Genomic DNA, 13,730 nt, shown 5'->3' with positions numbered 1-13,730 from the left:
CCGGTCCTGCGGACGACGGGAGCCGGGGAGGACAGCGTCCTCCCCGGCTCTTCCGTCTGCCCGCGCGTCAGCCCTCGGCGGCGCGTTTCTGCGCGGCGATGACCTTGTTCAGGCGTTCCATCCGGGTGGCCAGGCTCATCATGCCCTCCAGCCTGAACGCCGGCGGGCGACGTCCGTCGACGTCGGAGAAGCCGTACCGCTCGGCGAGGTCGCCGCAGGCCAGGACCTGACCGGAGGACTCCCGCACGGTCGGGTCGGCGAGCAGGTGGGCGATGGCCCGGCCGACGTACTCGGCCGAGTGGACCACCGCCGCCGGGCCGCTGCCCAGCGCCGACCAGGCCGCCTCGACCCGCTCGGTGCGGACGAACCCGGGGTGCAGGCCGACCGAGGTGATCCGCGTACGGCGCAGGTCGCCGGCCATCGCCCGGCTGAGCCGGTCGGAGGCGGCCTTGAACATGTCGTACGCGGCCTGCCCGAGGTAGGTGTCCCCGTCGGTGTAGGAGATCGTGACGATCAGTCCGGCGTCCCGGGGCAGCATCAGCTCGGCGGCGTGCCGGCTGGCGGTGAACTGGGCCCGCACCGAGGCGGCGTACGCGTCGTACCGCCACATCGGCTGCTGCCAGAACGGGGCGTCGAAGCGGGCCTCGTCGGAGCGTTCGTACCCGCTCCAGGCGTTGTTGACCAGCAGGTCCAGCCGGCCGCCCTGCTCCTGCGCGATCCGCGCGAAAAGCGCGGCGACCTGCGTGTCGTCGTGGTGGTCGCAGCGCACCGCGACGCCCTGCCCGCCGCGCTTGGTCACCTCGTCGGCGGTGTCGTCGACGGTGCCGGGCAGCCCCTCGGTGCTGCCCTCGCCCCGGGTGCTGCGGCCGGTCACGTAGACGGTGGCCCCGGCGTCGCCGAGGGCCAGGGCGATGCCCCGCCCGACGCCCCGGCTGCCCCCGGTGACCAGCGCGACCCGGCCGGCCAGGGCCGGCGCCTGCCAGCGGTCGTCGGCGGTGTCGTGGTCTGCTGTCTCAGGCACCGTGCTCGCTCCAGTATTCGAGGCTTCGTCGGTAGGCGTCCCGGTCGGAGACGTGCGGCAGGCCGTACCGGCTGCGCAGCTCCTCGAGGGAGGAGGGGAGGGCTCCGCCGGAGCACGCGGTCACCTCGCTGACGTCGGCGAGGACCTCCACGTACCGGCGGGACATCGGGGCCAGAGCGGCCAGCTCCGCCTCGGTCAGCTCGTCCGGGTGGATCACCCGGGGGCGGGTGATCTCCCTGCCGCGCCGCCGGGCGTGCTCGACGCAGACGTCCAGCGCGTCGTCGACGGTCATCGCCTCCTTGCCGTAGGTGACCCAGTACTCCCGGCCGCTGTCGCCGGCGTCCATCGCCGCGATGGTGGCCTGGGAGAGGGTGTCCTGCGGGACGATGTCCACCAGGTTGCCCGGGTGCGCGGGGAAGAGCTTCGCCCGGCCCCGGCAGATCCAGTCCGACATGAGCTGCACGATCTGCCCGCGCGAGGTCACCCCGGTCGCCGCGTCGCCGATCAGGTTCGTCGGCCGGAAGATCACGTACGGTACGCCGGAGGCGCGGAGCAGCTCCTCGGCGGCCAGCTTGGAGCGCACGTACGCGCTGACCACGTTGGTCGGTCTCAGCGGCAGCGGGGCGTCGTCGGCGAGCGCGTGCACGAACGACGTGCTCTGGTGGTAGATCGCCGCGTCGGCCCGGCGGGCCAGCTCGATCACCTCCCGGGTACCGTCGACGTTGGTCCGCTGGTAGCGCTCCGGGGACTGACCCCAGTCGGTCAGCCCGCCGGAGTGGATGACCGCGCCGGTCCGGGCGACCAGGTCCCGGTAGGCGTCGTCGTCGAGGCCGAGCCGCGGCCGGGACAGGTCGCAGCGCAGCATCTCCACCCCGGGCCCGGTGACGCTGCCCGAGTTGACGAGCGCGACGACCGGCCGCCCGCCCAGCTCACGGATGATCGACTGGCCGACCACCCCGGACGCCCCGGTGAGGACGGTGACCTTCGACGGGCTCACGGCCGCTTGTCCTTCCACTCGTACACCCGGGACAGCACCTGGAAGCCGGCGAAGCTGATCGGCTCCGGCGGGAAGGCCGGACGCTTCGCGTCGACCAGGGCCAGCGTCGAGTAGTCGGTGGACTCGCCGAGGACCAGGTCCCGCAGGATCCGCCCGCCGGTGTGGGTGGCGGCGATGCCGTTGCCGCAGTAGCCGTACCCGTAGTGCAGGCCGGGGCGCAGCGTGCCGAAGTGCGGCATCATGTCCCGGGTGATGTCGATGACCCCGCCGTAGGCGAACTCGAACCGTACGTCGTCCCGCCAGGCCGGGAAGAACTCGCCGAACGACGCGGTCAGCTCCCGGTAGATCGCGGCGTTGTCGTGGTGCCCCTGGTCGAACGGGCTGCGCGGGTAGTAGTACGCCCGCCCGCCGGCCCACATCAGCCGGTTGTCGGCGGTGAACCGGCCACAGTGCAGGAAGGTCTTCGCCTCGACGATGCCCTCCCGGCCGGGCCAGCGCACCCGGCCGAGCTGCTCCTCGGTGAGCGGCTCGCTGATCAGCGCGTAGCTCCACATCGGCAGCACGGTGCGCCGGAACTCCGGGAACGTGTACTGGGACGCGCTGGTGGCCAGGACCACCTGCGGGGCGCGGACCCGGCCGGCGGCGGTGACCACCGTGTGCGGCCCGCCGCCCGGACCGGCCGGGTCGACCCGGGACGCCGGGCTGCGCTCGTGGATGGTCACGCCCATCCCGCGCAACGTCCGGACCAGGCCACGGGCCAGCTTGAACGGGTTGACCAGCGCGCCGCCCACCCGGACCGCCCCCTGGATCTCGGGGGAGTCGACGTAGGCGCGGGCCTCGTCGGCGTCCATGATCTTGGTGTCGCTGCCCAGTCGGAGAGCCAGCCTGCGGTCGTGCTCCAGCCGGGCGAGCTGCCCGTCGTTGCGGGCCACCATCAGGTAGTCGTTCGCCTCGTACTCGGCGTCGACCTTCTCCCGGCGGCAGAACCGGCCGATCTCCAGGATGGACCGGCCGACGATCGCCGAGGCCTTCGCCGCGGCCGGCTCGCCGTACACCCGGATGAGCTGGTCCAGGTCCTTGCCGAGGGTGGGGGTGACGAAACCGTCGGCGGTGCCCGAGGCGGCGCCCCCGGCGAGGCCCGCGTCGAGCAGGTGGATGTCGAGGTCCGGCCGGGCCTTCTTCAAGCCGTACGCCGTCCACATGCCGGTGAACCCGGCGCCGACGACGGCGACGTCGCAGTCGACGTCACCGGTCAGCGCGTCCTGCGGCTCGGCGGCCTCGGTGGTCTGCCAGTAGACCTCGTGTCGGTAGTTCGGCACAACACTCCTTCGCTGACGGTGTCGTGTCGGTGGGGGTCAGACGGCCTCGAAGACCAGGCGGGCCAGGCCGAGGTGCCGCCGCTCGAAGTGCCCGACGGTGGCCGACAGGTACCGCTCGTAGTCGGCGACCTGCTCCTCGCCCACCAGCGCCAGGGCCCGCTCGCGGTGCCGCCGCAGGCCGGCCAGCCACTCGGCGCAGGTGCGCGCGTAGTGCTCCGGGTCGTTGCGGACCGACACCACGTCGAAGAGCCGCTCGCTGCCCTGGATCACCTCGGCCAGGTCGGGGATCTCCGACTCGGTGAACACCCGTTCCATGATGAAGAGCAGGTCACGGACGGTCTGCCGGTCCATCCGGACGTTGTTGCCCTTGACGTTGGTCTGGATGGCGATCCGGGCGCCGGCCGGCAGCCAGCCCCGGGCCCGGGCGAAGAACTCCCGGTACGCGGCGACGCGGGCCGGGCGGGTCAGCCCGTCCCGGGCGAAGTGCTCGAACGCGCCGATCGAGATGATCGCGTCGTACGGCTCGGCCGGGGTGTGGTCGAGCCAGTTCTGCACGTGCGCCTCGACCGCGTCCGAGCCGTGCCGGCGTACCCAGTCGGCCTGCGAGTCGCTCAGGGTCAGCCCGACGACGTGGCCCACCCGGTGCGTGTCCACCAGGCGTTCCATCAGGCCGCCCCAGCCGCAGCCCACGTCGAGCACCCGCCGCGCGCCGGTGGCCCGGGCGCCCTCGATGAGGTAGTCGAACTTTCGGATCTGCGCCGAGTCGAGGTCGTCGTCCGGCCCGTCCCACAGCGCGCAGCTGTAGGCCATGGAGCCGCCGAGCCAGAGGGCGTAGAAGTCGTTGGAGAGGTCGTAGTGCTGCTGGATGGCATCCATCGACGCCCCGTCGTAACGGCCGACGCCGGGGTCGGCGTCGGCCGTCGACGGGGCGGTGGCCGCCGGCGCGTGGACGGACACGGCCCTATGCCTGGACCTGGGCCGTGGTGTTGGCCAGCTCCACCAGGTCGCCGATGGTCTTGACGTCGGCCGCCCGGGAGGGGTCGAACTCGATGCCGAGCTGGTCCTCGATGCCGTAGACGATGTCGGCGACCTGGAGGCTGGACAGCCCCAACTCATCGAAGGCGGTCTGTTCGCCCAGGGTGATCTCCTCGGCGTTCTTTCCGCGCAGTTTCTTCTGCACCATTTCACAGACCTGTTCGACGGTAATCACTGGGTAGCTCCTCCGGCACGTGGGGTGATTATTCTTTCGGTAGCGAGAGGTTTCACTTGCCGCCACTGACGAGAATGCGTATCGACCGCCCGCGGGACAGTCTGCAGGATCATGCCACAGTGGAGAGGGGTGGGGCGAGCCTCCAATTCGACCTTGTGTCTCACGGTTCCACCCGGCATGATGGGCACCCCTGGGCTCACATCAGCATCGAGGGACGGCGGGGGCCATCCATAATGGACAGACCGGGCCGGTTAGTCGATTATCTGATCACATCGTTGCACCAGGTCGGCGTGCGACACATATTCGGCGTGGGCGGCGCCAACATTGAGGACCTGTACGACGCCGTGCACCATTGCGGTGAGCAGGTCACGGCCGTGGTGGCCAAGCACGAGTTCTCCGCCGCCGCCATGGCCGACGGGTACGCCCGGGCCACCGGCCGGCTCGCCGTGGCCGTGTCCACCTCGGGCGGGGGCGCGATGAACCTGGTGCCCGGGGTCGCCGAGGCGTACGCCTCCCGGGTGCCGCTGCTGGCCATCGTCGGGCAGCCGCCCCGCCCGCTGGAGGGGCAGGGCGCGTTCCAGGACACCAGCGGTCTGGCCGGCTCCTTCGACGCGTACCGGCTGTTCTCCTCGATCAGCCGGTACTGCCGGCGGATCGACGACCCGGCGGACATCGCCGCGGCGCTCGCCGACGCGCTCACCGCCACCCGGGCGCTGCCCGGCGGCCCGGCGGTGCTGCTGCTGCCGAAGGACGTGCAGCAGGCCGTCGTCGAGGGCCTGCCGCCCATCGACGAGCTGCTGGCCGAGCGTCGGATTTCCGTCACCGCCGCGGCGGCCCGCGACCGGGCCGGCGACCGGCTGGCCGAGCTGGTCGGCGAGTCGGTGCTGGTCATCGCCGGGGACGAGGTGGCCCGTCGGGGCGCCCGCGCGGAGCTGGCCGAGTTCGCCGCCGCGCTGGACGCCCGGGTGGCCGTGGTGCCCGACGGCAAGGACGTCTACCCCAACGACGACCCCCGGTTCGTGGGCGTCGCCGGCGTGATCGGTCACCCGAGCGTCACCGACGCGCTGCGCGGCGCCCGGCTCTGCGTGCTGGTCGGCACCCGGCTGCCGGTGATGGCCCGGGGCGGCCTGGACGCCCTGCTGACCGGTACCGAGCTGATCTGCTTCGGGGCCGAGCCGGCCTACGCCGCGCACGCCCTGCACGTCGACGGCGACCTGCGCGCCGAGCTGCGGGCAGCGGTCGACCGGCTGCGCGCCCACCGGCCGACCCCGCCCGCGCCGACCCGGCCCGACCTGCGGTTCCTGTCCGTCCCGCCGTTCGAGGGCGAGGGCGTGCTCCGGCTGCGCGAGGCGGTCGACGCGATCGACGCCGCCGTCCCGGACGGCGCGACGGTGGTCGCCGACGCCGGCAACTCCGCGGCGAGCGTCATCCACTACCTGGCCACCCCGCGGGACGGTCGGTTCATCGTCGCGCTGGGCATGGGCGGCATGGGGCACAGCCTCGGCGCGGGCATCGGCGCGGCGTTCGGCACCGGGCGGCGCAGCTTCGTGGTGATCGGCGACGGCGGTTTCCTGATGCACGGCATGGAGATCCACACCGCCGTCGAGCACGACCTGCCGGTGACCTTCGTGGTGGTCAACAACAACGCGCACGGCATGTGCGTCACCCGGGAGCAGCTCTACTACGAGGACGCGTACACGTTCAACGAGTTCCGCCCCACCGACCTGGCCGCCGGGATCCGGGGCATGTTCCCGGGCCTGCCGGTCACCCACGCCCGCACGCCGGACGAGCTCCGGCAGGCGCTGACCGATCAGGTGGCGACCCGCTCGCCGGCCGTGGTCTGCATCGACGTCAGCCCGCGGGAGATCCCACCGTTCGTACCCTTCCTCAACCATCTCGACCAGACCGTGAGTCCCCAAGGAGCACCCCATGAGCCCGTCGTCGCCGTTGGCTGACATCCCGAACCTGCTGCGTTGTGAGACCACCCCGCGGGAGGCGGCGCTGGCCAAGGCCGCGGAGATGACCCACGCGGTCTACCCCCACGACGCGGTGTACGGGCAGTTCTGCACCGTGCAGGACTACATCGACTGCCCGCCGGAGGACGTCTTCGACTACCTCGCCGACCTGCGCAACCTCGACGAGTGGACGTACAGCACCCGGCACTTCGAGCCGGTCGACGACTCCGGCCTGCACCTCGGCTGGGACACCCTGGCCGACGACACCCGCATCTACGCGAAGGTGGTCGCCAACCGGGAGGCGCTGACCGTCGACTACCACTGCGCCTGGGACCAGGGCGACGAGCTGTGGATGATCTACCTCAACCGGATCATCCCCGCCGAGCTGGTCCTGAAGAAGCCGGGCACGGTGCTGGTCTGGACCAACTGCCGGCACCCGTACTACGACGACAACCCGAACAAGCACCTGGTGGCCGACCCGGACCGGGTCTGGGTGGGCGACATGTGGCCGCTGTTCTACGCCGGCCACCGGGCCGAGCTGGACAACCTCAAGGCCATCCTGGAGTACCGGCACCGCCGGGGCATCCCGGTGACCGGGCACGTGGTCCGCGAAGGGGTGTCGGCGTGACCACCCCGGTCAGCCTGGTCGACCTGGGCAGCGCCCTGCCCGAGCGGCAGGTGCCCACCGATTTCTACCGGGGCGCCGACGCCGCGCTCGACGACAGCGTGATGTTCAAGTCGCCGAAGTACCGCCGGCACATCGGGCCGGACGAGACCGCCGCCGACCTGATCGTCCGGGCGGCCCGGCCGGTGCTGGAGCGGGCCAGGGAGCGCGGGGACGAGCCGGTGGACCTGCTCCTCACCAACGTCCTCCTGCCGGACCTGCCGTTCACCGGGGCCGGCGCGGAGGTCGCCCACCGGCTCGGGGTGCGCCCGGAGTGGGTGCTCGACGTGCACAACGGCGGCTGCGTGTCGTTCGTCTACATGCTCAAGATCGCCAAGCAGATCATGCAGTCCGGCGGGGCCCGCACCGCGCTGCTGTGCAACGTGCAGAACAGCGCGGGCCAGGTCTTCACCCAGCCGACCATCCGCGCCAAGTCGCACGCGCCGGTGCCGGGCGACGGCTGCGGGGTCGGCTACCTGCGCGTCGGCGACTCCTCGCCGATCCTCGACGTGGAGGTCCGCCAGTACGTCGAGTACGCCACCGACGTCGGGCTGGCCTTCGACGACAACCGCAAGTACTGGCAGCCGGGGCTGAGCGAGATGGACGTCAGCTTCACCGACTCCAAGGTCGCCAAGATCATCGGTCGGGGCAACCAACTCGTCCCCGAGGTGGTCACCGCGCTGTGTGACCGGCTCGGCGTCCGCACCCCGGACATCGACGTGCTGGTCACCAACCAGCCCAACCGGATGTTCCTGCGCAACTGGCGGGAGGCGCTCCAGCTCAAGCCGGAGCGGCACCTGGACACCTTCGAGGACTACGGCAACCTGTTCGGCGCGGCGGTGCCGGTCACCCTGCACCAGGCGCTCGCCGACGGCAGGGTCAGCCCGGGGGATCTGCTGGTCCTCGCCGGCTTCGCGCACGCCGGCGACATGGCCGGCGCGGCGGCCGTCCGCTGGCAGGCCGGCGCGGCGTAGCCGACCGGAAACGACGGAGCCGGGGTGGGGACCGTTCCCCACCCCGGCTCCGTCGTGGCGACGGGCCGCCCCTGCCGCGCCGACCCGCGTGGGCGGGGCCGGCGTGCCGCCGACCCCGCCCGTGCCGTCAGCCCACGTTGACCCGGGCCAGCGGACGCAGCGCGTCGGACGCCAGCAGCGCCCGGCACCGGAACCGCTGGATCTTGCCGCTCGGGGTCTTCGGCAGGGTGCCCTTCGCCAGGAAGACGCACTCGGTCAGCGGCACCCCGGCCTTGGTCATCGCGATCGCCGCCGCCTCGTCGGCGAACGCCTGGTAGTCGGCGGCGCGACCCTTCAGCTCCACCAGCAGCACCAGCTCGCCGCGCCCGCCCCCGGCCACGTCGACGATCACCGCGCAGCCCTTGCGGACCGCGTCCAGCCCGTCGATGGTGCTCTCGATCTCCCGGGCGTAGACGTTGCGCCCGCCGACCTGGAGCAGGTCGTCCGAGCGGCCCACCACGTACAGCTCGCCGTCGTGCCGGAAGCCCAGGTCACCGGTGCGCAGCCGGCCGTCGACGAACCGGGCCGCGGTGCGCTCCGGGTCGGCGAAGTACCCGCTGGCCAGGCTGGGCGAGGCGATCCGGATCTCGGACAGCCGGCCCGGCTCGGCCACGTCCACCGACACGCCCGCGCAGGGCCGGCCGGTGGAGACCACCCGGGTCGCCGCCGGGTCGTCGGGGGCGCACGGCGTCACCTCGCCGTCGGCCAGCCGGTTGCCGTCCACGTCGAGGAAACGGGGCGCCTCGTCGTGCGGGCAGGCGGTCACCGCCAGGGTCGCCTCCGCCAGCCCGTACGCCGGCATCAGCGCCTCCTCGCGCAGCCCGTGCGGGCCGAACGCGGCCACCGTGCGGCGCAGCGCCTCCCACTCCACCCGCTCCGCGCCGACCACGCAGACCCGCAGCCTGAGCGGGGCGGCGAGGGCGCCGCTGCCCTGCCCCCGGGCGGCCAGGTGCAGCGCGGTGCTGGTGCCGGCGGTCATGGTCGCGCCGTACTCGGCCATGTCCCGGAACCAGGTGCGCGGCGACATCATGAACCGCTCCGGGGTGGACAGCACCAGCCCGAAGTCGTGCGCCCAGGCGTAGAGCAGACACCCGAACATGCCCATGTCGTGGGAGAGCGGCAGCCAGGAGGCGACCGTCTCCCGGCCCGGCACGCCGCCGGCCATCGCCAGGATCATCTCCAGTTGCCGGCCGATGGCCCGGGTGGTGAGCGCGCAACCCTTCGGCACGCTGGTGCTGCCCGAGGAGTACTGGACGAAGGCCAGCTCGTCGAGCCCCGGCGGGGTCTCGTCGATCCGACCGGACCCGCCGACCAGCGACTGCCAGGAGCGGACGGTCAGCCGGGCCGACACCGACTCCGGCAGCAGCGGGGTCAGCTTCTCGTCGGCCAGCAGCACCGGCGCGTCGAGGCTGCCGACCAGCGTCTCCAGGTGCCGCGCGTACTCCAGCCGGTCCATCCCCCGGGTGGGCACCGGCAGCGAGGCCACCGCCCCGCCGGCCAGCCAGACCCCCAGCAGCCCGCGGACCGCCTCGGGGGAGTTGTCCAGGACGGCGGCGACCTGCCGGCCGGGACGCACCCCGGCACGCCGCAGGGCGGCCGCCGCGGCCCGGCCGTCGGCCACCACCTCCGACCAGGGCGTCTCGGTGAACCGGTTGCCGGCCCAGGCGTGCAGCCGCCCGCGCGCGCCGGCCCCGGTCAGGTTGTCCCACAGCAGCATGGCGTCCCCCTCCGCCGGCGGATGCCGGCCGGTGTGCTCACTCGACGTCGGTGACCGAGACCAGCTCGGACGCGGGTCGCCGCTCCGACAGCGGCGGGGCCGCCGGCGCGGTGAGCAGCTCCTCGGCGCTGGCGGCCGGGGTACGGTCGGCCGGCCTGACGTTGCCGACCAGGCTCACGCCGCCCTCGCGCAGGGCCAGCTTCTCCGGGTCGATCCGGATCACGTGGCTGGCCAGACCGACCTTCTCCAGGGACCAGATGAAGATGGCGCTGATGTCCACCTCCCACCACTTCATCCCGTGCCGGGCGGAGCGGGGGAACGCGTGGTGGTTGTTGTGCCAGGCCTCGCCGAACGAGGGGATGGCCAGCCAGGCCACGTTGCGGGAGTGGTCCAGCGTGCCGAAGCGGCGTCGGCCGAAGTAGTGCCCGACCGAGTTCACCGCGTACGTCATGTGGTTGACCAGGAAAAGCCGCACGAAGCCGCCCCACAGCGCGCCGGTCAGCGCGCCGGTGAGGGTGCCGGTCAGGGCCAGCCCGATCAGGCCGGGCAGCACGATGCCGGCCAGCACGACCAGCACGAACTTCTCGCTGATCCAGCGCAGCGCCCGGTCGCGGACCAGGTCCGGGCAGTAGCGCATCGGCTCGGACTTCAGGTCGACGTCGAACAGCCAGCCCAGGTGGGCGTGCCACAGCCCGCGCAGGATGCCCTTGAACCCGGGCTCGAAGCCCAGGTGCGGGCTGTGCGGGTCGCCCTCGCGGTCGGCGACCCGGTGGTGCCGGCGGTGGTGCGCCGCCCAGATGATCGGCGGACCCTGCCCGGCCATCGCCCCGGCCGTGGCCAGGGCCAGGTAGATCGGCCGGGCGGTGCGGAACGAGCGGTGGGTCAGCAGCCGGTGGTAGCCGGTCGAGATGCCGAAGGCGCAGATGGTGTACATCACCACCAGAGCCACCAGGTCGGACCAGTGGAACAGCCTGTTCCACAGCAGGGCCATCGCCACGAAGACGCCGATCAGCGGCGCCACGGACGCGGTCAGGATGAACCAGCGGTGCTCTCTGCCGTCCATGTACCTACCTCTTGAGCTGTGTGGGTGATCGGTGTGATCGCGGCGCGTCCGCCGGAACCGCGGGACGGGTCGTCGACCCTGGGCGTCGGGAATACGTTTCCGTGACGACGCGGTGCACGCGCTGTCATCCGACGGCCCCCTGTTCACGGATCGCGCAGCAAACAGGTAACGCACTTTATCCAAGCTGGATCCCGATGACCATGGGCCGAGTGGGCGCGATCCACTCTGGAACGGTGAATGTGGGCCTGATCCGTCCGTTTGAATGTGCGCTGTCAGAAAGACCGGCTCCGGTAACCATTCGGAAACCCGGCCGTCGTCCAGGTGTCGGAATGCCGACCATTTCCGGGCCGCTCCAGCGATCCTCGAGCGGGGCTCGAGCGATCCTCGAGTGAGGTGTGACGACGGTCGGACCCGACCGGGAAACCACAAGCGACCCTGTGGTCCGGCCATTGGGGACAGGAACGCCGGTCCCGGTCGATAGCTGATACGGTCGGCGTGCGTTCAGCGCTGGTCGCAGCAAGGAGACGAGCATGTCGAGTCAACCCGCCGTCGGTCTTCCCTCCGGTCACCTCACGATGCGGCTCGCGCACCGGGCGATGCTGCGGGACCTGGGTCGCATCGCGGCCACCGCCGCGGCGCTGTCCAGCACGCCGGACCCGGCGCGGGCAGCGGCCCTGACCGACTACACCGACCGGATCCTGCAGATCATCGAGCACCACCACGAGGGTGAGGACGAGTTCTTCTGGCCCATGCTGCGCGAGCGCGGCGCGGGCGAGGACGTGCTGACCCTGATGACCGAGGAGCACCACGAGCTCCTCGGCCACCTCAAGGACGTCCGCGCCCGGCTCGCCGCCCTTGCCGGCGGCCCGTCCACCGGGTGGGCCGAGCTCGCCACGGCGACACAGCGGTTGCGTGACTCGCTGGCCCACCACTGCGCCGACGAGGAGCGCGAGCTGACCGAACGACTCGCCCCGGCGCTGGACGCCGCGACGTGGAGCCGCTTCGAGCGCAACATGCTCAGGACGGCGCCCAAGTGGACGCTCGGCTTCATGCCACCCTGGCTGGACTCGGTCGCCGAGCCCCAGGAACGGGCCGGCGTGCCGGCCAAACCGGTCGCCTGGCTGATGGCCGGCTCGCTGCGCCGCCGTCAGCAGCGCGCCTTCGGCGGCTGACCCCACCCCCGATCCGGCCACCGGCGTCCCCGGTGGCCGGCCCCTCCCGTCCGCCCGGTGGGCCGGGCGGTTCCCCCCCCGCAACCACTGAGCAGTGCTGAGGAGTCGTGATGGTGCAAGCCGCCGTGCCCGAAGGGGATCAGATGCTGAGCCGGGGTCGGGCCGCCCTGTTGCTCGCCATCACCTGCGGCGCCCAACTGCTCGTCATCTTCGACGAGACGGTGGTCAACCTGGCTCTGCCGTCGATCCGGACGGACCTGGAGTTCAGCACCTCCTCGTTGGCCTGGGTGGTCGACGCGTACATGCTGCTCTTCGGTGGCTTCCTGCTCCTCGGCGGCCGGGGCGCGGACCTCTTCGGCCGGCAGCGGATGTTCCTGATCGGCCTGACCGTCTTCGTGGGCGCGTCGCTGGCCGGCGGGCTGGCCCAGTCCGACGACGCCCTGATCATCGCCCGGGGCGTGCAGGGTTTCGGGGCCGCGCTGCTCAGCCCGGCCGCGCTCAGCATCCTGGTCAGCGCGTTCAGCAACGCCGACCAGCGGGGCAAGGCGCTCGGCGTGTGGGGTGGCCTCTCCGGCATCGCGGGCACCACCGGCGTGCTGCTGGGCGGCCTGATCACCGACACGATCGGCTGGCGCTGGGTGTTCTTCATCAACGTCCCGGTCGGCGCGATCCTGCTCGCCCTCACCCTGGCCGGGCTGCGGGGCAACGGCGTCGCCATCGAGTCGGCGGCCGGGCCGCGCCGGCTGGACGGCTTCGGCGCGGCCACCATCACCGGTGGTCTCCTGCTGCTGGTCTACACCATGCTCAACACCTCGCACCGCGACTGGAGCGACCCGCTCACCGTCGGCGGTCTGGTCGGCGCGGCCGTCCTGATCGCCCTCTTCGTCTGGTGGGAGGGGCGCGCGCCGGAGCCGCTGCTGCGGCTGGGCATCCTGGCCAACCGGCAGATCGCCGTCGCCAACGTCCTCACCGTGCTGGCCGCCTCCGCGCTCTACGGCACCTTCTTCTTCCTCAGCCTCTACATGCAGGTGATCAACGGTTGGTCGCCGATCCGGGCCGGCCTGTCCTGGGCGCCGCTCGGCCTGACCATGGCGGTGTTCGCCGGGGCGGCCATGCAGTTGACCCCGAAGCTGGGCACCCGCAACCTGATCATGGTGGGCCTGGCGCTGGTCGGGCTCGGTCAGGTGCTGCTGCTGCGCAGCACCGTCGGTGGCTCGTACGTCAGCGAGCTGCTGCCCACCCTGCTGCTGTCCGGCGCGGGCTTCGGTCTGGCGCTGGTGCCACTGGTGGTGGCCGCGGTCAGCGGCGTCGCCCGGGAGGAGAGCGGCATCGCCTCCGGCCTGATGAACACCTCGCAGCAGGTCGGTGGCGCGGTCGGCCTGGCGGTGCTGGTCACCGTGGCCAACGAGGCGCTCTCCGGGAAGATCAGCGAGGGCGTGGCGCAGGGGTCCGCGCTGCTGGACGGCCTGCACGCCGCCTTCCTGGTCGCCGCGGTCCTCACCGCCTTCGCGGTGGTGGTGACGTTCCTGCTCCCCAACAACCGTGCCAAGGTCGACATGGCGGCGATCCACGGCGGCTGACCGCCCCGCACCCCGGCGG

The 13,730-nt window shown here is 72.3% G+C and carries 12 protein-coding genes; 5 read left to right on the top strand and 7 right to left on the bottom strand.

The window, feature by feature from the left end; genetic code table 11:
- Positions 1–67: 67 nt before the first annotated feature.
- Genes O7606_RS08570 through O7606_RS08550 form a run of 5 tightly spaced genes read right to left on the bottom strand, consistent with a single transcriptional unit; the run spans position 68 to position 4,547 of the window.
- Positions 68–1,021, bottom strand: coding sequence for an SDR family NAD(P)-dependent oxidoreductase (locus O7606_RS08570; RefSeq protein ID WP_281598522.1), 954 nt, complete (start codon positions 1,019–1,021; stop codon positions 68–70).
- A complete protein-coding gene (locus O7606_RS08565; RefSeq protein WP_281598521.1) occupies positions 1,014–2,018 on the bottom strand; it encodes an SDR family oxidoreductase in 1,005 nt (334 codons plus the stop codon). Before O7606_RS08565 ends, O7606_RS08570 begins: the two co-directional genes overlap by 8 nt.
- Complete coding sequence (locus O7606_RS08560; protein WP_281598520.1) at positions 2,015–3,337, bottom strand: FAD-dependent oxidoreductase; 1,323 nt, start codon at positions 3,335–3,337, stop codon at positions 2,015–2,017. Before O7606_RS08560 ends, O7606_RS08565 begins: the two co-directional genes overlap by 4 nt.
- Before the next feature lie 36 nt (positions 3,338–3,373).
- Positions 3,374–4,294, bottom strand: a complete 921-nt coding sequence (locus O7606_RS08555) for a cyclopropane-fatty-acyl-phospholipid synthase family protein (RefSeq protein WP_281598519.1) — start codon at positions 4,292–4,294, stop codon at positions 3,374–3,376.
- Between the two features lie 4 nt (positions 4,295–4,298).
- Entirely contained in the window at positions 4,299–4,547 is a 249-nt protein-coding gene (locus O7606_RS08550; RefSeq protein WP_281598518.1) for an acyl carrier protein, read from the bottom strand.
- Between the two features lie 74 nt (positions 4,548–4,621).
- Between O7606_RS08550 and O7606_RS08545 the strand changes: the two genes are divergently transcribed.
- The 3 genes from O7606_RS08545 to O7606_RS08535 are packed head-to-tail and all read left to right on the top strand — an operon-like array spanning position 4,622 to position 8,140.
- Positions 4,622–6,502: a thiamine pyrophosphate-binding protein gene (locus tag O7606_RS08545; RefSeq protein WP_348651140.1), complete on the top strand. Its 1,881-nt coding sequence runs from the start codon at positions 4,622–4,624 to the stop codon at positions 6,500–6,502.
- Positions 6,477–7,130: an SRPBCC family protein gene (locus O7606_RS08540; protein ID WP_281598516.1), complete on the top strand. Its 654-nt coding sequence runs from the start codon at positions 6,477–6,479 to the stop codon at positions 7,128–7,130. Before O7606_RS08545 ends, O7606_RS08540 begins: the two co-directional genes overlap by 26 nt.
- Positions 7,127–8,140, top strand: a complete 1,014-nt coding sequence (locus O7606_RS08535; RefSeq protein ID WP_281598515.1) for a 3-oxoacyl-[acyl-carrier-protein] synthase III C-terminal domain-containing protein — start codon at positions 7,127–7,129, stop codon at positions 8,138–8,140. Before O7606_RS08540 ends, O7606_RS08535 begins: the two co-directional genes overlap by 4 nt.
- 127 nt (positions 8,141–8,267) lie before the next feature.
- On the opposite strand, the gene O7606_RS08530 is transcribed toward O7606_RS08535, so the two are convergent.
- Both O7606_RS08530 and O7606_RS08525 read right to left on the bottom strand, forming a co-directional pair.
- On the bottom strand, positions 8,268–9,896 hold the full coding sequence (locus O7606_RS08530) for an AMP-binding protein (protein ID WP_281598514.1): 1,629 nt from the start codon (positions 9,894–9,896) through the stop codon (positions 8,268–8,270).
- A gap of 37 nt (positions 9,897–9,933) precedes the next feature.
- The gene (locus O7606_RS08525; protein WP_281598513.1) at positions 9,934–10,959 is read right to left on the bottom strand and encodes an acyl-CoA desaturase; all 1,026 of its coding nucleotides are present in this window, start codon (positions 10,957–10,959) and stop codon (positions 9,934–9,936) included.
- A 530-nt stretch (positions 10,960–11,489) separates the two neighbouring features.
- Here O7606_RS08525 and O7606_RS08520 point away from each other — a divergent pair.
- Together O7606_RS08520 and O7606_RS08515 are read left to right on the top strand one after the other, a co-directional pair.
- Positions 11,490–12,131: a hemerythrin domain-containing protein gene (locus tag O7606_RS08520; RefSeq protein WP_281598512.1), complete on the top strand. Its 642-nt coding sequence runs from the start codon at positions 11,490–11,492 to the stop codon at positions 12,129–12,131.
- 110 nt (positions 12,132–12,241) lie between these two features.
- Positions 12,242–13,711 carry a DHA2 family efflux MFS transporter permease subunit gene (locus O7606_RS08515; RefSeq protein ID WP_281598511.1) on the top strand — a complete coding sequence of 490 codons (1,470 nt, stop codon included), beginning with the start codon at positions 12,242–12,244 and terminating at the stop codon, positions 13,709–13,711.
- The last annotated feature ends 19 nt before the right edge of the window (positions 13,712–13,730 follow it).

The organism is Micromonospora sp. WMMD882, from assembly GCF_027497255.1.
In the GTDB taxonomy this organism is placed as follows: domain Bacteria; phylum Actinomycetota; class Actinomycetes; order Mycobacteriales; family Micromonosporaceae; genus Micromonospora.
This window is presented reverse-complemented; position numbering and strand designations above follow the sequence as displayed.